Source organism: Achromobacter sp. 01N37 (genome assembly GCF_056399725.1).
The window spans coordinates 1-17,445 of record NZ_JBFTRX010000018.1; the positions used below are offsets into that span (position 1 = coordinate 1).

Sequence of the window (17,445 nt, forward strand, 5' to 3'; positions counted from 1 at the left end):
ACCGTCCAGTGTCCGCGATGGCGTCAGAGGTGAGAGACAGGGGTTTAGTCTTCAGAACAGGGTCGACCACCTAAGGGAGCCGCAGAAACTCACCTGTCTCTCGTGGAATGGTAGCTAACCATTCCAGGGCTCAAGATACAAGGGAGCCGCAGAAACTCACCTGTCTCTCGTGGAATGGTAGCTAACCATTCCAGGGCTCAAGATACAAGGGAGCCGAAGGCGGACGAAGATGACAAGGGGGAAGTCCGGAGCGAAGGCTCCGGACCGCAATCGTTGCCCCGCGCCCCGCAGGCCACCGCCGTCACGGGCGTCTTAAGAACCCAACCGACAGCCCATAAAAAAAACCCCGATCCATCAAGGCAACGCCTCAGGCACCCCCAGTTCGACAGCCAACTTACTCAACCCATCCCAGATGCGGCTGTCGAACTCTACCGAGTCCGCATTCACCGCCCGGTTCCGAGCTTCGTACTCCCCCGGATACTGCACCGCTTCCACGCCGGGTTGCGGTTTGCACGCGTGCAGGTAGTCAATGAACGCACCCACTTCCATCGACCGCCAATCCGTATTGAAGTCCACTTGCGGGTCCAGCAGCAGCGCGAACATATTGTTCGTCGCCACGCCGATGCGCGGGTGCTCGGGTTGGATCGTGCCGCCGCCAGACAGCACGCCGGCTAGCAGTTCGGCCACCAAACCCAGTGCATAACCCTTGTGGCCACCGAACGGCAGCAACGCGCCGGGCGGGTCCGCGAACAGCGCGCCTGGGTCCGTCGTCGGATTGCCTTCGGCATCGATCAGCGATCCCGGCGGTGCTTGTTCGCCCTTGGCGGCCAACACGCGCGCCTTGTTCACGGCGATCGAACTCGTTGCCATGTCCACGATAAAGGGCGGACGGCCGCCGGGCAGGGGGCCGGCAAAGCACAGCGGGTTCGTGGTCAGGCACGCTTGTGCGCCGCCGAACGGCGCCACGGTGGGCGCGCGGTTGATCACGTTGGTGAAGGCCAGCAGGATCAGGCCCTTGGCCGCCACCATTTCGCCAAAGTGGCCCATGCGGCCCAGGTGATGGCTGTGGCGCAAAGTCAGGATGCACTGGCCATGTTCCTGCGTGCGCTCGATCGCTTTTTCGATCACGACCTTGCCCACGTATTGACCCAGACCGTGGTGGCCGTCATAGGCCAGCATCGCGCCACGGTCGTTCACCAGTTCGGGGCGGCCGTCGGGCTTGGCCAGCCCTTCGGACAGCACACGCCGATAGTTCGTCAGGATCGACAGCCCGTGGCTGGTGTAGCCCACCCGGTCGGACTCGACCAAGTGTTCAGCCACGTCGCGGGCGATGTCTTCCGGCACGCCTTGCGCCATCAGCACCAGGCGGCCGTATTCATTGGCTTGAGCTAAAGAGAGTTTCATGATGCGTGCTCCTTAGATCCAGCCGAGCCAGCGCCAGTAGGTCGCGCCCATCACCAGCATCAGCAGGTAGCCCACGATGGTGACGATGATGCCGACCTTTGCGAACTGCTTGGCGTTAAACGTTTCCGTACCCAGGCACACCATGTTCTGCGGCGCGTTGATCGGCAGGATGAAGCCGTAGCTGACCACGAAGCCCAGCAACATCGTCATGCCCAGGCGGCTGAAGTCGCCCGGCAGCGTGGCCAGCACCGAAATCAGAATGGGCAGCATGGCCGACGTCAGTGCCGTCGCGCTGGCGAAACCCAGGTGGATGACGATCAGGAAGGCGGCAAGAATGGCGAAGATGGCGAGCGGCCCCAGGTGATCCAGCCCGGTGTGCGCCACGACCTGGTTGCCCAGCCATTGGCCCGCTTGCGTCGTCAACAGGGCGGTGCCCAGGCTGATACCCACGCCGAACACAATCACCGTGCCCCATGGGATACGCGATTGCACGTCTTTCCACGTCATCACGCCAAAGCGCGGCAGCATCAGCAGGACCAGACCGAAGTAGGTGGTCGAGGTGGTGTCGAACTTGTGCAGCTTGCCTTCGGTCGACCAGAACAGCAGCAGCATGATCGACACGGCCATCAGGCGCTTTTGCGCGCCCGTCATCGGGCCCAGTTCAAGCAGCGACTTTTCGACCGCTTCCTTGCCCCCGGCGATGCTGTCGCTTTCCGGCGGCAGCAGCTTCAGAACGACGACAATCAGCACGGCCGACATGATCAGCGACCAGGGGGCGCCGGCAATCAGCCAGTCCGACCACGCCACGCGTTCGCCCAACATCTTTTCCATGAAGCCGACCGTCAGCAGGTTCTGCGCGGCGGCGGTTTGGATGCCCACGTTCCAGATGCTGGTGGCTTGCGCCACGATGATCATGATGCCGGCGGCGATATTCGAACGCTTGTCCACGCCGAAGGCCGCGATAACGCCCATCATGATTGGCACGACGGCGGCGCTGCGCGCAGTGGCGCTGGGCACAACCAGGCTCAGCACGATCGTCACGGCGATACATCCGATCAGGATGCGGCGCGTGCTGGTGCCCACCCGGGACAGCGTGACCAGCGCGATGCGCCGGTCCAGCCCGGTGAAGGTCATGGCGGCCGCAATAAACAAGGCGCCGGTCACCAGCGCCAGCGCCGAGTTCGCAAAGCCTGTCAGCGCCATGCTGATGGCGGCCGACGTGCCGTACAGCACGTTCGGGTCTTTGATTGTCGGAGCCGTGCCCAACAGGAAAGCCATCAGCGTCGTGATCATGATCGCGCTGGCTTCGTAAGACACGGCTTCGGTAATCCAGACCACCACCGCAAAGGCCAGGATCGCCAACATGCGGTGTCCCGCGACCGGCAGGTCGGCGGGCAAGGGCATCATCAGCACCCCGATCATCACCACGATGCCGGCGACGAGTCCGATTGGAATTTTTGCTTTCTGGGGTGCCTGTGAGGCAGGGACAGCGGCTGGCGCGGTCATATCCATCTCCGGTTGAGGTCAAACTGACGACACACGCCCCGCGAGCACGGGTTTATCTAATTCGATGTGTCGACGCTACAGGACGATCGTGACGGCATTGAGGAAAACCCGCATTGATGTGGATCAAGCTGATGAAAATCTGGGCTTGAGCAAACCCATCCGGGGCATTATGCTCGTCCGCCCTTGATGGTCGCAAGCCGGGACTGTTGCATGAATGCACACGAATTGTGCCAGCGCCCTACGCAGTTGGCACCTGATTTTTACTTGAATTCGTTCGTGTTATGCCGCTAATGCGTGGGCGTACTTAACCCAGCGCCAGGCGCAGTTGCTCATCCAGATGCAGCGTCGGCGCCACGCGCCAGCCGCTTTGCGCATAACGCAGCCAGCGGCCCAGCACCAGATGCGTCAGCAGGCTGGCGTGCGCGGCCACATTGGCGTCCGAGGGCAAGCCGCCATCCGTGATGGCGATGCGTAGCGATTGCTTCAGCGACGTTTCGATGCGGTCGTTGATATGGTTGATGCGTTCTTGCAGCCGGTTGTCTTCCGTGACCAGCGCGTCGCCCGTCAGCACGCGCGTCATGCCCTTGTTGCGTTCGGAAAACGTCAACAGCATGGCCACGGTCTTGTGGGCTTGCGGCACGCCGTAGGGTTCGGCGGCGGCGATCTGGTTCACCAATGTGAAGATGCTGGTTTCGATGAATTCGATCAGCCCTTCGAACATCTGCGCCTTGCTGGCAAAGTGCCGGTACAGCGCGGCTTCGGACACTTCAAGGCGCGCGGCCAGCGCGGCCGTGGTGATGCGAGCCGCATGCGGCTGCTCCAGCATCTCGGCCAGGGTTTGCAGAATTTGGGTCTTGCGCTCGCCGGGTTTGCTCGCCATGGAAGGAACTGCTCTCGCGCAGGCTTGACGGTGTGGGGGGAGGGAGACGCGCGCCGTTATCCCCGCAGGGGACGCCGGCGTAACAACAAATCACTGACGGAGTTTACTCGCAAGTCGACGTAGCCCGGACGGTGGGATTGGCCGCGCGAAAAGGGGGTGCCAGGGTGATAAACGTGCACCGTGCGCACGCCGACGCGCCGCGCGCCGCGCAGGTTGGCCAGCGTGTCTTCCACCAGCACCGCGCGATGAGCCGGCACGCCTTCGCGGGCCAGCACGTAGCGCAGCAGCGCGGGCGACGGCTTGGGGCGGAACTCGCCGTGCAGGCGCATGTGTTCAATGGCCCACAGGCTGTCGAACTGGCGCAGGATGCCCAGCCGCGCCAGCACGGATCGCGCATAGTGCAGCGGCGCATTCGTCAGCAGCACCTTGCGGCCCGGCAGTTGCCGCAGCTTGTAGGCCAGCGCCTTTTCGGCGCGCACCAGCGGGTTGACGTCGAAGTCGTGGCTGCGATGCAGGAACTCGTGCGGGTTCACGCCGTGATGCCGCACCATGCCGATCATCGTGGCCCCGTAGCGCTGCCAGTATTGGCGGCGCAAGTCGTTGGCGGTATCGATATCGACATTCAACGCCTCGGCGACGGCCATGGTCATGCCGTGGTCGATCTTCGGAAAGATGGCGTGAGAGGTGTCGTGGAGCGTGTTGTCCAGGTCAAACAGCCACAGGCGTTCGGAAACGCCCGTGGCCTCGCGGCGCGAGCGGCGCATGCGCACCGCCGGCCGCAACAGCAGACGCTGTGCTCGCATCAATGCGAGCTGATCATCGTGCCAACGCCTTGATCGGTCAGGATTTCAAGCAGCAGGCAGTGCGGCACGCGGCCGTCGACGATGTGGACAGAGTTCACGCCGTTCTTGGCGGCGTCCAGCGCCGACGAGATCTTGGGCAGCATGCCGCCCGAGATGGTGCCATCAGCGAACAGTTCGTCGATGGTCTGCGCCGACAGGCTGCGCAGCAACTTGCCGGCCTTGTCCAGCACGCCCGGGGTGTTGGTCAGCATCAGCAGCTTTTCAGCGCCCAGCACTTCAGCCATCTTGCCGGCGACAACGTCGGCGTTGATGTTGTAGGCCGTGCCGTCTTCGCCGTAACCAATAGGCGAGATGACCGGGATGAACTGGTCGTCTTGCAAGGCCTTCACCACGGCCGGCTCAACCAGCGTGATGTCGCCCACGAAGCCGATGTCGATCGGTTCATTGGGGTTGTCCTTGTTGGCCATCAGCTTTTTCTGGGCCTGGATCAGACCACCGTCTTTGCCGGTCAGGCCAACGGCCTTGCCGCCGACTTCGTTGATCATCATGACGATGTCTTGCTGGACTTGGCCGCCCAGCACCCATTCGACCACTTCCATGGTCTCGGCATCGGTCACGCGCATGCCCTGGATGAAGGTGCCTTGCTTGCCGATGCGGCGCAGCGCGTCGTCGATCTGCGGACCGCCGCCGTGCACCACCACCGGGTTCAGACCCACCAGCTTGAGCAGCACGACATCGTGCGCGAAGCTGCGCTGCAAGCGCTCTTCCGTCATGGCGTTGCCGCCGTACTTGACCACGATGGTCTTGCCGTGGAATCGTCGGATATACGGCAGTGCTTCAGACAGCACAGCGGCTTTGACAGCGGGGGACGAAACGGCAGCAGGGTCGGGGGTGTCGGTCATGGCAGCTAAGTCGGCAATATATGTGTAAGTGGTTAGAAAAAATGCCTGCACAAAAACGCGTTTGGCACGCGGTAGCGCAAGCATACGACGGATTGTAGTACCACACGTTTCATATACCCAAAACCCATGTTCATATGCCCGACAAATAACCGTCATTCAGGTAAATTGGGGGCGTTTTCGAGGACGCGGGGCCCCGCAAAAGGGGGCTGATCCGCACTGGTTGGGCATCGGCCCCCAATTTTTATCCTATAAAAGAGGCGACACATGCGTTTGAACTTCGTCCGCTCTGCCCTGATGGCATCGGCCTTCCTGGTGGCAGCCAATGCCGCTCATGCTGAAAAAGTCGTAGTGGGCGCAACCCAGGTGCCGCATGCCGAAATTCTGGAAGTGGTGAAGCCGCAGTTGGCCAAGCAAGGCGTCGAGCTCGACATCAAGGTGTTCAGCGATTACGTGCAGCCCAACCTGCAACTGGTCGACAAGCAGCTGGACGCCAACTTCTTCCAGCACAAGCCCTATCTGGATTCGTTCAACAAAGACCGCAAGGCCACGCTGGTGCCGGTGGCGCTGGTTCACGTCGAGCCGTTTGGCGGTTATTCCAAGAAGATCAAGAGCTTGTCCGAGCTCAAGGACGGCGCCACGGTCGCCATCCCGAACGACCCGTCCAACGGCGGCCGCGCGCTGGCGCTGCTGCAAAAGCAGGGCGTGATCAAGCTGAAGGACCCGTCCAACATCCTGGCTACCGCCGCTGATGTGGTCGAGAACCCCAAGAAGCTGAAGTTCCGCGAACTTGAAGCCGCGATGTTGCCGCGTTCGCTGGACGACGTGGACCTGGCGCTGATCAACACCAATTACGCGCTGGAAGCCGGCCTGGTGCCGACCAAAGACGCACTGTTCATCGAAGGCGCCGATTCGCCCTACGCCAACATCCTGGTCACCCGCACGGACAACAAAGACGCGCCGGGCATCAAGAAGCTGGTCGACGCGCTGCACTCGCCGGACGTGAAGAAATTCATCCAGGAAAAGTACAAGGGCGCCGTGGTTCCGGCGTTCTAAGTTTCAGCCCGCTGCGGTCTCCTGCATGAACCGCCCGCTTGCCGGGCGGTTTTACTTGGGCGAAACAAAAGGCGGAAAAAGGGCGGAAAAACAAAAAACCGCCCAAGCGGGCGGTCTTTGGAGGCGGTGGCGATGACCCGGGCATCAGCCCGCCGCCAGCGCCTTTTCTACGGTGGCGTGGAATTCGGCCACATCGTATTCGCCCAGATAGCGCTTGATGATGTGCCCCTGCTTGTCGATCAAAAAGGCCGTGGGCGTGAGCCGGATGTCGCCAAAGGCGCGGGCGATGTCGCCCTTGGTATCCAGCGCCACGGGGAACGGCAGCTTGCGCTGGTCGGCGAAGTTCAAGACGAAGTTGGGCGGATCGTAATTCATGGCGACCGCCACGGCCTCGTAACCCTTGCCGGCGTATTCCTTATAGGCGGCGATGGTTTCCGGCATCTGCTTCACGCACGTCACGCAGCTGGTTGCCCAGAACTTGACCAGCACGACCTTGCCGCGCAGATCCTGCATCGAGAAAGTTTTGCCTTCCAGGGTGGTGAAGGTGACGTCGGGTGCGGTCTGGGCGGGGCGCCAGACGAACCAGGCGCCGATACCAACCGCCACCAGGACGGCCAGGGCTACGATGGCTTTTTTCATTTGATGGGCATCGCTTCAACGCCATTGCTCGTGCCGGCCGCGTTGTTGTCGCTGGGTGCTGTGCCGGTGCCGCTTTGAATGGGCGCTTTGGTTTCGGTGGAGGCGTCTCGGGTGCTGCTGTTGGACAGCCGGATCGCTTCTTCGCGGCTGATGGTCTCGAACAGTTTAACCACCTTGGCCACGCCGCCCACGTCCGCGGTGGCGTTGGCGGCATACTCGCCTTCAGCCTGCGTGACCTTGCCCATCAGGTAGACGACGCTGTGATCGGTCGTCAGGGCGATGGTGCCGGATGGCACGTACTTGGTGTTGATCAGCGCGGTCTTGACCTTGGACGTGAGCCAGGTGTCGTTCGAACGCGTGCCGAACGAGGCGATGGGGCCCACGTTCAACTGGTTGATGACCTGTTTGACGTTCTCGATGCTTTGCGCGATGGCGGTCGCCTGGGACTTGGCTTCCTCGGTGGGCACGTCGCCCGTCAGCAGCAGGTGGCCGCCGTAAGCCATGGCGTTGACCCGGGCGGTGTCGCCCAGCTTTTGCGAAATCTGGCTTTGCGCCTTGAAGGCCATGTTCTGGTCTTCAAGCTGGATACCGGAGGTGCGGCGGTCGGTGACGACAACCGCCGTGGTGGCGGCGGCGCCGCCTACGATCAGCGGCGCGCAGGCCGACAGCGACAGCGCGGCCGTGGACAAGGCCGCGGCAAGCATCAGCGGGCGGACGGCGGTTCTGACGTCAGACATCATTCGGTATCTCCAAGCAGAAGAGCGTCGATGCCGTCGCACAGTGCGTGCAGCAGCAGAATATGGACTTCCTGGATACGCATCGTGCGATCGCTGGGAACACATAGATGGACGTCCATGGGCGTAATGAGTTCCCCCATGACGCCGCCGCCTTTGCCCGTGAGGGCCAGTACGTGCATTTCGCGCGCGCTGGCGGCTTCCATGGCGCGGACCACGTTGGGCGAATTGCCGCTGGTGGAAATGGCCACCAGCACGTCGCCCGCCTGGCCAAATGCATTGACCTGGCGTTCGTAGATCTCGTCAAAGCCATAGTCGTTGCCGACGGCGGTGAGGATCGAGGTATCGGTGTTGAGCGCGATGCCCGCCAGCGGCAGGCGCTCGCGTTCGAAGCGGCCCACCAGTTCGGCGATGAAATGCTGCGCATCGGCGGCCGAGCCACCGTTGCCGCAAGCCAGAATCTTGCCGTTGTTCGCCAGGGCGCCGAATAGCACGTCCACCGCCACTGCCAGCGGTTCGGCCAGGACGTTCATACTTTGTTCGCACGCAGCCATGGCGTCGCGAAAGTGCGACGTCATACGAGAGGTCATATCCATGGGCGCGATTATCTCACGGGGCCGCCTCGCTGTTCTGTCCATGCGTAACGACTGTGCGGATGGTCGTTACGGAGGGGCCGCGTGAGAGGCAACGGCGAGCCGGGCCGGCGCGTCGGGGCAGAGAGAGGTGGGCAGCGAGCTGGGCCGGCGCGTCGGGGCAGAGGGAGGCGGGCGGCGAGCCGGGCCGAAGCGTCATGGCAGCGAGAAGGCGTCGCGCAGCCATTGTGGCTGGCCGGCCTCGAAGACGACGGCGTCGAACCGGGCGGCGGGCTGGGAGCCCGCCCAGTGCCGCCGGGCCAGCTCCGGCAGCCATTGCGCCGCAGCGCGGGCCAGCCGGGCCTGCTTGTCGTGGCCGATGCTGGCCGCGGCACCCCCGAAGCGCGTGCCCGCGCGGGCGCGGACTTCGATGAAGACCAAGGTGTCGCCATCACGCATGACAAGGTCGATCTCGCCCATCCGGGTCCATAGATTGCGCGCCAGCAGCACCAGGCCCTGCGCTTCTAGCAGACGCAGCGCGGCGTCTTCGTGGCCATCGCCCCGACGCTGCATGGGCGAGCGGTGCACCGGCGTGTCGTCGGGTATGGCGTGTGGCGCGACGCGCGGCCGGGCGCGCCGGCGCCGCTTGTTTGCGCGCACGCGTGCGGCCAGCGCCAGTTCGCAGGCCAGTCGCAAAGCGTCATCCGTCATGAAGGCTCCAAGGGGTTGCGGCCGGAAGGCGGCGGGCATTGGCGGCTACACTGACATGGTTTTCCGTGTCAGTAGGCTGCAATGAATCAAAATGTCTCACCCCCGCCTGCCGGCGATGCCTGGAGCCGCGTCGCTGAACGCGTTGCAGGGCAGCATTGGCCCGCGTCGACCTTGTACGTCGTGGCCACGCCGATCGGCAACCTGGGCGACTTGGGGCTGCGTGCCTGGCATGCCCTGCAACGCGCCGACGTGATCGCGGCTGAAGACACGCGCGCCAGCCGCACCTTGCTGGACGCCTGGGGGGTCAATACGCCGTTGATGGCGGCCCACCGCCATAACGAAGCGGCCGCCGCCCAAGCCATCTGTGAACGCCTGGCCCAAGGCCAGCGCGTGGCGCTGGTGTCAGACGCGGGCGCACCCGCCGTCAGCGACCCCGGCGCCCGTGTCGTGCGCGCGGTGCGCGACGCCGGTTTTGCGGTGGTGCCCATCCCCGGCCCCAGCGCCGTTATCGCCGCGTTGATGGGCAGCGGCGTCACCACCGACGAAAATCCCGCCTATGCGTTTGCCGGTTTCCCGCCGCCCAAGGCCGTGGCCCGCCAGCGTTGGCTGCGGTCGTGGTGCGCCTTGCCCGCGCCCGTGGTGATGTTCGAATCACCGCATCGGCTGGCGGCAACGCTTGCCGATTTGCTGGAAGTCTGTGGCCCTGACCGCCAATTGACCGTGGCCCGCGAACTCACCAAGCGCTTCGAGGAAATCGCAACCATCACGATGGGCGAAGCTGCCGCGTGGCTGGCCGCGGACTCGCACCGCGAGCAGGGCGAATTTGTGCTGATCGCGCACGCCAAGGTCGAACAAGAGATTGATGAAGACGCCGACCCGCGCACAGACGTGCTGCTGGACGCGTTGCTGGAATCCATGTCCGTGCGCGACGCCGCGCGCGTCGCCGCCAAGGTCACGGGGCAGCCGCGTGACGTGTTGTACAACCGCGCGCTATCGCGCAAGAAGTCGGCGGAGTCGGAGTAAAGCATGGCGTACGCAACCCTCGTATCGAACAAGCCTGCCGATCCGCTGGAACCCATTAGCTATTGCGACATGGCCACGCCCTTGGGCGAATTGCGCCTGGTCGCCAGCCCCAAGGGCCTGCGCGGCGCCTGGTTCACCGACCAGGAAGGGCTGCCGTCCACCGAGGGCTGGACGCTGTCGCAAACCGATCCCATCCTGGAGCAGGCGCGCCGCGAGCTCGACGATTGGTTCGCGGGCAAGCGCCGGCATTTCGACGTGGCGCTGGACCCTGTCGGCACCACGTTCCAGCACAAGGTCTGGCATGCGTTGTGCGATCTGGGTTTCGGCAAGCTGGCCAGTTATGGCGATCTGGCGCGCACCGTCGGACGGCCCAAGGGCGCGCAGGCGGTAGGCGGCGCGGTGGGTCGCAATCCGATCATCATCATCATTCCGTGCCACCGCGTGATCGGCGCCGATACGTCGTTGACGGGGTTTGGCGGCGGCTTGCCGCGCAAGCAGGCATTGCTGGCGCACGAAGGCAACCGCTACCTGAGCCGCAACGCCCGCGCGCGTCGCGTTTGTGACGGTCAGGCGGAATTGCCCTGGTAATGGGAAGACCCGGGAAGACAGACCCGCGAAGACAGACCCGGGAAGACGGACCCCGCGAATTCGGGCTGAGCGAAAGCTGGCCGGGTTTGCGGAATCGCACTGATCAGGGCGCTTACCCGACAGGGTTTCCGAGGTGACTGCCGCGCTTATTGCGTGGCGATGCTTGGCAGAATGCCGATCTTGTCCGACACCAGCGGCACGGCGTTCAACGCGCTTTGCCGGTCGGGGTAGGGCCCGATCTTCACGCGGTACAGGTTGTTCGACTGCTCAACCTGCGCGGGCGGCGCGCCTGCCGTACTCAATTGCGAGTTGATGCGGGCAACCAATGATTGCGCGTTGCCCGGCTGGCTGAACGCGCCCACCTGCAAATAGACATTGCCGATGCCACCCGCAGCAGGCGCCTGACGGACCGGTGCCGAGCCGGAAGCGGGCCCAGCGGCCGCACCCGAAAGCGGTTCGGCCGCCAATGCCACCGGCACGGCGGCAACCGGCGCCATGACTGGCAAGGAACCCGTGGCCGATGCGGGCTCGGGGGAGGGCGCGGCGGGGGCGCCTTGCGAAGCCAGCCGGCGGATCTCGTCTTGCGGGATGCTTTCCACCACGACTTGCCCGCTACCCGGCCCGATGATGCCAAGCTTGTACGCGGCCACGTAGGACAAGTCCATGATGCGGTCGCTATGGAACGGCCCGCGGTCGTTCACCCGCACGACGATCGTCTTGCCGTTGACCAGGCTGGTGACGCGCGCATAGCTGGGAATCGGCAAGGTCGTATGGGCGGCCGTCATGGCGTACATGTCGTAGGACTCGCCGATGGACGTGGAATTGCCATGGAATTTCTTGCCGTACCAAGACGCCGTGCCGCGCTGCTTGTACGGCTGGCCGGTCGTGTCGGGCACATAGCGCTGGCCGAACACCACGTAGGGCCGGTTGGCGCCGCTGGCGTAGGGCTCGATACGCGGCACCGCATCCGGCACCTGGTCCAGGTTCGATGGCGGGTTCGCGTCCGGCCCGTCGTCCTTGTAATACCCGCCGCCCTTTTTGCGACCCCCGGTGGAAGAACAGCCGGCCACGGCAATGGCCAGCAACAGCATCAGGATCAGGTGGAGCGGGCGGGACAGGGTCATGCGGATTCGGCGGGCAGTTGGTTTCGGTGGCGCACCAGCAAGGGGTCGTGGTCAGCGAAGCGCAGCGCCAGCTGTTCGACGACATAGACGGAACGGTGCTGGCCGCCCGTGCAGCCGATCGCCACGGTCAGGTAGTTGCGGGTGTCTTGCGTGTATTGCGGCAGCCAGCGGTTCAGGAAGCCGGCGATGTCGTCGATCATCTGGCCGACCTGTTCGTATCCGGCCAGCCAGGTTGCGACGGGCTCGTCGCGCCCGGTCAGCGGCCGCAGGTTGCGGTCGTAGTGCGGGTTGGGCAGGCAGCGCACATCGAACACCAAGTCGGCGTCGCCCGGTACGCCACGCTTGTAGGCGAAGGATTCGAAGGTCAGCACGAGCGGGGCGCGGTCGGCTTTGATCAGGTCGCGAATCCAGGCGCGCAATTGACCCGGCGTCAGGTCAGAGGTGTCGATCACATGTTCTTGCTCGCGCAGCGGTGCCAGCAGTTCGCGCTCAAGCGCGATGCAGTCCGTGAGCGACGGCGTGGACCCGCCATGCTGCAGGCGGTCGGTCAGCGGATGACGGCGGCGGGATTCCGAATAGCGCTGCACCAGCGTGGCGGTGCTGGCGTCCAGGAAGACCACGCGCAGGCTCGTGCCCATGGCGCGCAACGCCGTGACGACATCCGGCAGCTCGGCCAGTTCGCCAGGGGAGCGGACGTCGATGGCCACCGCAACGCGCTCCATGCCGTCGTCGCGCGCGTTGGCGATGAACTCGGTCAGGAAGCGCACGGGCAGGTTGTCGACGCAGGTGTAGCTGGAATCTTCGAGCATGCGCAGGGCAACGGATTTGCCTGAGCCTGAGATGCCGGTGACAAGGACGACTTTCAACATGGTCATGATTGTGGCACGCTTTTCCAGGACGATGCCGGCGGGATAGCATCTGATATGGCCGTAAACTCAGAATCTGCGCCTGTACCCTGATTCGTCCCGTGGCGTAAGCTGTGGGCCGGATACTCGATCGATTCACTTACGCGCCCCGCCGTCATGCGATTCGGGGGATTGGAATTCGACCTAGATGTTAGCCCTCATTTCCATTAGTAGTGTTTCACTGCCGCGGTTTGGGGCGATTTCTCGCGTGTTGGCGACGGCTGCTGTTGTCTTTATGACAAGTGCCGCGCACGCGCAACAGCCCTCCCAAGACACGCTGCGCCCAGACACCATGGCGGCCCGCGTCGCGGCCTGTACGGCCTGTCATGGCGCGCAGGGCCGGGCCGGCGCCGACGGCTACTACCCGCGCCTGGCCGGCAAGCCGCAGGAATACCTGTATCACCAACTGCTGAACTTCCGCGACGACCGCCGCCAGTACCGGCCCATGTCGCATCTGCTGGCTGGCCTGCCCGACGATTACCTGCGTGACATGGCGGCGTATTTTTCCGAGCAGCACGTGCCGTATCCGCCGCCGTTGCGTGCCGACGTGTCCAGCGCCACGCTGCAAGCCGGCCGCACGCTGGCCATGCAGGGTGACGCGGCGCGCGGCTTGCCCGCCTGTGCGTCCTGTCATGGCGCCGCGCTCAGCGGCGTGATGCCGGCCATTCCCGGCTTGCTTGGCTTGCCGCGCGACTACATCGGTTCGCAGATCGGCAGCTGGAAAAACGGCCTGCGCCGCGCCGCCGAGCCTGACTGCATGGCGGACATCGCCAACAAACTCACCCCCACCGACATCGGCGCCCTGGCGGCGTGGCTGTCGTCTCAACCTGTCGTCGAGCCTTACGCGCCCGAAGCGGCGGGTTCGCTGAAACTGCCCGCAGAATGCGGCAGCCAGGCGCAACGCTGACCGGGGGCCACGATGACACTGCTCAAACGAATTCTGTCTGTGGTGCTGTTGGCCTTGGTCATTGCCGTGGGCGGCCTGTATTGGCTGGGCACGCGTGATGACGCCAGCACGGGGCCTGCCGCGGTGGCGGCCGACGCGTCCACGCTTGTCGAGCGCGGCCGCTACCTGGCGCTGGCCGGCAACTGCATGGCTTGCCACACCAGCCGGGGCGGCAAGGCCTTGGCGGGGGGCACGCCGATTCCCACGCCGTTCGGTACCGTGTACGGCCCGAACATCACGCCTGACGACAAGACCGGCATCGGCACCTGGAGCGCCGACGATTTCTGGCAGGCGCTGCACAACGGCAAATCCAAAGACGGTTCGCTGCTGTATCCGGCGTTCCCGTACACGGAGTACACGCGGGTTACGCGTGCCGACGCCGATGCCTTGTACGCCTACCTGCGCAGTGTGGCGCCGGTCAGCCAGCCCAACCGGCCGCCTGAGCTGGACTTCCCTTACGATCAGCGCCCCTTGCTGGCCGCTTGGCGCGCGCTGTATTTCAAGCCGGGCGTGCAAGAGGCTGACGCGAGTCAGTCCGTGCAATGGAATCGGGGGCGTTACCTGGTGGAAGGGCTGGGGCATTGCGCCGCTTGCCACACACCGCGCAACCGCCTGGGCGCGACGCGTTCGTCCGAGCCGCTGACAGGCGGCGTCATCCCGGTGCTGGACTGGTACGCGCCGCCGCTCACCAACGACATGCAGACGGGCATGGGCCGCTGGACGGCGGCAGACATCGCCGCGCTGCTCAAGACCGGCATCTCGGCGCATTCAAGCGCCAGCGGCCCAATGGCTGAAGTGGTGCTGGGCAGCACGCAGCACCTGACCGATGACGACGCGCTGGCGATTGGCGTCTACATCAAGTCGCTGCCCGCGACGCCGGCCTCGCTGCCTCGGCAGAGCGTGGCGGTGGCGCCCGCCGCAATGGAGTTGGGCAGCAAGATCTACAGCCAGCAATGCGCGCAATGCCATCAACCGAAGGGCGAGGGCAGCGGCACCGCGTGGCCTGCGTTGGCGGGCAACCCCACGGTGACGGCGCCGTCGCCGGTCAACGCGATCCGCATGGTGCTTGATGGCGGCTACGCGCCCGCCACGGCAGCGAACCCGCGGCCGCACGGCATGCCGCCGTTTGGGCAGATACTGAACGACAGCGATATCGCCATGCTGGTGTCCTACATCCGGAACAGCTGGGGCAACGAGGCCGGTGGCGTGACGGCGCTTGAGGTCAAACGTGCGCGGGCGGCGTCTACGTTGAATTGATGCGCCGCTAGCGCGCGGGCCTTACCGCGCGCGCGCATGCCTCGCGGGCCAGTTCGCCCAGCACGCGGATGGCGGCGTCGTGCGATGCGTCCCAGGGGTGGCCGTAGTTCAGGCGCAGCGCGCTTGCGAACTGGCCGCTGGCCGAGAAGATCGGGCCGGGCGCCACACTGATGCCGCGCGTCAGCGCCTCGCGATGCAAGGCCAACGCGTCCACGGCAGCGGGCAATTCCACCCACAGGAAGAAACCGCCTTGCGGACGCGTCACGCGTGTGCCGGCGGGAAATTCATGCGCAATCGCATCGGCCATGCGCTCTTGCTGCGTTTGCAGCGTGTCACGCAAACGGCGCAAATGACGGTCGTAGCCGCCTTGCTCCAGGTATTCCGCGATTGCGCCTTGCGCGGGGCCCGATGCCGACAGCGTGGACGACAGCTTCAGCCGTTGCACGCGCTGCGTGTACCGGCCGGCAGACGCCCAGCCGATGCGATAACCCGGCGCCAGACATTTCGAAAACGACGAGCAATGCAGCACCAGCCCCTGCTTGTCGTAGGCCTTGGCAGGCACCGGCCGCGCCGCGCCGAAATACAGTTCGCCGTAGACGTCGTCTTCGATCAGCGGGATGTCATGGCGGGCCAGCAATTCCACCAATTGCCGCTTTCTGTCGTCCGGCATCAGGCTGCCCAGCGGGTTCTGGAATTGCGTCATCAGCCAGCACGCTTTGGGGGCATGCCGTTTGATGGCCGCTTCCATCGCCGCAAGGTCCATGCCGGTGCGCGGATGCGTCGGCACTTCCAGCGCTTTCAGCCCTTGTCGCTCCAACGCCTGCAATGCGCCGTAGAACGTGGGCGCTTCGACGATGACGGTGTCGCCCGGTTGGGTCACGGCTTGCAGGCACAGGTTCAGCGCTTCCAGCGCGCCATTCGTGATGACGATATCGTTCGCGGGCACGTTCATGCCGCCGATCAGATAGCGCAGCGCGATCTGCCGCCGCAGGTTCGGATTGCCGGGGCTCAGGTCTTCGACGGTGTCCAGCGGGTCCTGGCGTTTCAGATGCGCGGCCATGGCTTGCGCCAGACGGGGCAACGGAAACAGCAAGGGTGAAGGGAAGGCGGACCCCAACGGCGTCACGTCGCGATTGCGCACGGAGCCCAGGATGTCGAAGATGCGTTCGCTGATGGCGAGTTCGGTGGATTCGCCGTCAGGACAAGACGCGCCCGGTTCAGGCGGCAGGGATTCGGCGGGGGCGTGGACGTAATAGCCCGACCGTGGCTGGGCGCGGATCAGGCCGCGCGCTTCAAGCAGGTAATAGGCCTGGAATACCGTCGACGGGCTGACCCCGCGCGCGGCGCAGGCGTCGCGCACCGAGGGCAGTTTGTCGCCCACGCGCATCACGCCGTCGCGGATCGACTTGGCGATCTCGTCGGCCAGGGTTTCGTACAGGCTCACGGTGCCGCAAAGCGACGCGCGTTCATTTGCTGCTTTGCAGGATCGCCATGGCCTGGCGTTCCATGAACTCGCCCAGCGTATCGATGCCGCGCAACTTCAGTATCGTGTTGCGCACGGCGGCTTCCACCAGCACCGCCAAGTTGCGGCCAGCGGCCACTTGCAGCATCACCTTGCGCACGGGCAGGCCCAGCATGTCTTGCGTGATGTCTTGCAGCGGCAGGCGTTCGAACTTGTCCTGCGCGGTGGCGCGCACCAGATGCACGATGAGCTTCAAGCGCATCTTCCGGCGCACCGAGGTTTCGCCGAAGATGGTGCGGATGTCGAGCAGACCCAGGCCACGCACTTCCAGCAGATTTTGCAGCAGCTGGGGGCAGTGGCCTTCGATCATGTTGGGCGCGGTGCGCGAGAATTCCACGGCGTCATCGGCCACCAGACCGTGTCCGCGCGAAATCAGTTCGAGTGCCAGTTCGCTTTTGCCCAGGCCCGATTCACCGGTGATCAGCACGCCCAAACCCAGCACGTCCAGAAACACGCCGTGCACGGTGGTGGTGGGTGCGAGCTTCTTGCCCAGATAGATGCGCAGCAGATCAATCAGCTGCGCCGCAGCCACCGGGGTGGACAACAGCGGCACCTGATGCTGATCGCATTGATCCACCAGATCTTGCGGGGGCGTCAGGCCGTCGGCCAGCAAAATGGCGGGTACGCCGCCAATCAGCAGCTCGTCCATGTGGTGCATGCGGCGGCGCAGGTCGAAGCGCGTGTAATACGCCAGCTCTTCCTGCCCGAACACCTGGATGCGCGAGGGGTGGATCAGGTTCAAGTGGCCGACAAGGTCGGCGGCCGCCATGCCGTCATCGGGAATGGCGCGGTCTGCCGCGCCTTGGCCCGAAATCCAGTTAAAGGGGATTTTGTCGGCGTTGTCGTCGACGAGTTCCTGCACCGTGAGCATGGCAG

The 17,445-nt window shown here is 64.5% G+C and carries 18 protein-coding genes; 5 read left to right on the forward strand and 13 right to left on the reverse strand.

Translation table 11 applies throughout. The features are described 5' to 3' along the window. Positions 1 to 354 precede the first annotated feature (354 nt). From AC1DSJ_RS26390 to argB, 5 genes are all read right to left on the reverse strand, one after another. Positions 355 to 1,404, reverse strand: a complete 1,050-nt coding sequence (locus AC1DSJ_RS26390; RefSeq protein ID WP_175171721.1) for an Ldh family oxidoreductase — start codon at positions 1,402 to 1,404, stop codon at positions 355 to 357. 12 nt (positions 1,405 to 1,416) lie between these two features. Beyond that, positions 1,417 to 2,910, reverse strand: a complete 1,494-nt coding sequence (locus AC1DSJ_RS26395; RefSeq protein ID WP_054420680.1) for a DASS family sodium-coupled anion symporter — start codon at positions 2,908 to 2,910, stop codon at positions 1,417 to 1,419. 304 nt (positions 2,911 to 3,214) lie between these two features. Continuing rightward, entirely contained in the window at positions 3,215 to 3,790 is a 576-nt protein-coding gene (gene slmA / locus AC1DSJ_RS26400) for a nucleoid occlusion factor SlmA (protein WP_054420679.1), read from the reverse strand. A gap of 56 nt (positions 3,791 to 3,846) precedes the next feature. Continuing rightward, a complete protein-coding gene (locus tag AC1DSJ_RS26405) occupies positions 3,847 to 4,593 on the reverse strand; it encodes a pyrimidine 5'-nucleotidase (RefSeq protein ID WP_054420678.1) in 747 nt (248 codons plus the stop codon). Continuing rightward, positions 4,593 to 5,495 carry an acetylglutamate kinase gene (argB, locus tag AC1DSJ_RS26410; RefSeq protein WP_006224740.1) on the reverse strand — a complete coding sequence of 301 codons (903 nt, stop codon included), beginning with the start codon at positions 5,493 to 5,495 and terminating at the stop codon, positions 4,593 to 4,595. The genes AC1DSJ_RS26405 and argB overlap by 1 nt, the downstream gene beginning before the upstream one ends. A gap of 264 nt (positions 5,496 to 5,759) precedes the next feature. On the opposite strand from argB, the gene AC1DSJ_RS26415 reads away from it, so the two are divergent. After that, the gene (locus tag AC1DSJ_RS26415; RefSeq protein ID WP_054420677.1) at positions 5,760 to 6,548 is read left to right on the forward strand and encodes a MetQ/NlpA family ABC transporter substrate-binding protein; all 789 of its coding nucleotides are present in this window, start codon (positions 5,760 to 5,762) and stop codon (positions 6,546 to 6,548) included. Positions 6,549 to 6,692: 144 nt separating this feature from the next. On the opposite strand, the gene AC1DSJ_RS26420 is transcribed toward AC1DSJ_RS26415, so the two are convergent. The 4 genes from AC1DSJ_RS26420 to AC1DSJ_RS26435 form a co-directional block, all read right to left on the reverse strand. Then, positions 6,693 to 7,187, reverse strand: coding sequence for a peroxiredoxin family protein (locus AC1DSJ_RS26420; RefSeq protein ID WP_054420676.1), 495 nt, complete (start codon positions 7,185 to 7,187; stop codon positions 6,693 to 6,695). Continuing rightward, positions 7,184 to 7,927 carry a BON domain-containing protein gene (locus tag AC1DSJ_RS26425; protein WP_054420675.1) on the reverse strand — a complete coding sequence of 248 codons (744 nt, stop codon included), beginning with the start codon at positions 7,925 to 7,927 and terminating at the stop codon, positions 7,184 to 7,186. The genes AC1DSJ_RS26420 and AC1DSJ_RS26425 overlap by 4 nt, the downstream gene beginning before the upstream one ends. After that, positions 7,924 to 8,517, reverse strand: a complete 594-nt coding sequence (locus tag AC1DSJ_RS26430) for a phosphoheptose isomerase (RefSeq protein ID WP_013396736.1) — start codon at positions 8,515 to 8,517, stop codon at positions 7,924 to 7,926. The genes AC1DSJ_RS26425 and AC1DSJ_RS26430 overlap by 4 nt, the downstream gene beginning before the upstream one ends. A gap of 192 nt (positions 8,518 to 8,709) precedes the next feature. Then, positions 8,710 to 9,204, reverse strand: coding sequence for a YraN family protein (locus AC1DSJ_RS26435; protein ID WP_441372518.1), 495 nt, complete (start codon positions 9,202 to 9,204; stop codon positions 8,710 to 8,712). Between the two features lie 81 nt (positions 9,205 to 9,285). Between AC1DSJ_RS26435 and rsmI the strand changes: the two genes are divergently transcribed. Both rsmI and AC1DSJ_RS26445 read left to right on the forward strand, forming a co-directional pair. Continuing rightward, positions 9,286 to 10,227: a 16S rRNA (cytidine(1402)-2'-O)-methyltransferase gene (gene rsmI, locus AC1DSJ_RS26440; RefSeq protein ID WP_346553445.1), complete on the forward strand. Its 942-nt coding sequence runs from the start codon at positions 9,286 to 9,288 to the stop codon at positions 10,225 to 10,227. A 3-nt stretch (positions 10,228 to 10,230) separates the two neighbouring features. Beyond that, the gene (locus tag AC1DSJ_RS26445; protein WP_346553446.1) at positions 10,231 to 10,815 is read left to right on the forward strand and encodes a methylated-DNA--[protein]-cysteine S-methyltransferase; all 585 of its coding nucleotides are present in this window, start codon (positions 10,231 to 10,233) and stop codon (positions 10,813 to 10,815) included. Between the two features lie 146 nt (positions 10,816 to 10,961). Here the strand turns inward: AC1DSJ_RS26445 and AC1DSJ_RS26450 are convergent, their stop codons facing one another. Both AC1DSJ_RS26450 and rapZ read right to left on the reverse strand, forming a co-directional pair. After that, a complete protein-coding gene (locus tag AC1DSJ_RS26450) occupies positions 10,962 to 11,939 on the reverse strand; it encodes a septal ring lytic transglycosylase RlpA family protein (protein ID WP_346553447.1) in 978 nt (325 codons plus the stop codon). Further along, positions 11,936 to 12,808, reverse strand: a complete 873-nt coding sequence (gene rapZ, locus AC1DSJ_RS26455) for an RNase adapter RapZ (RefSeq protein ID WP_054421348.1) — start codon at positions 12,806 to 12,808, stop codon at positions 11,936 to 11,938. The genes AC1DSJ_RS26450 and rapZ overlap by 4 nt, the downstream gene beginning before the upstream one ends. Positions 12,809 to 12,992: 184 nt before the next feature. Between rapZ and AC1DSJ_RS26460 the strand changes: the two genes are divergently transcribed. Next, positions 12,993 to 13,751, forward strand: coding sequence for a c-type cytochrome (locus tag AC1DSJ_RS26460; RefSeq protein WP_175171727.1), 759 nt, complete (start codon positions 12,993 to 12,995; stop codon positions 13,749 to 13,751). Between the two features lie 12 nt (positions 13,752 to 13,763). Further along, the gene (locus tag AC1DSJ_RS26465) at positions 13,764 to 15,047 is read left to right on the forward strand and encodes a cytochrome c (protein WP_175171728.1); all 1,284 of its coding nucleotides are present in this window, start codon (positions 13,764 to 13,766) and stop codon (positions 15,045 to 15,047) included. Positions 15,048 to 15,054: 7 nt separating this feature from the next. On the opposite strand, the gene AC1DSJ_RS26470 is transcribed toward AC1DSJ_RS26465, so the two are convergent. Both AC1DSJ_RS26470 and hprK read right to left on the reverse strand, forming a co-directional pair. Then, complete coding sequence (locus AC1DSJ_RS26470; protein ID WP_054420669.1) at positions 15,055 to 16,491, reverse strand: aminotransferase-like domain-containing protein; 1,437 nt, start codon at positions 16,489 to 16,491, stop codon at positions 15,055 to 15,057. Between the two features lie 22 nt (positions 16,492 to 16,513). Beyond that, on the reverse strand, positions 16,514 to 17,440 hold the full coding sequence (hprK, locus tag AC1DSJ_RS26475) for an HPr(Ser) kinase/phosphatase (protein ID WP_006216298.1): 927 nt from the start codon (positions 17,438 to 17,440) through the stop codon (positions 16,514 to 16,516). Positions 17,441 to 17,445: the final 5 nt, after the last annotated feature.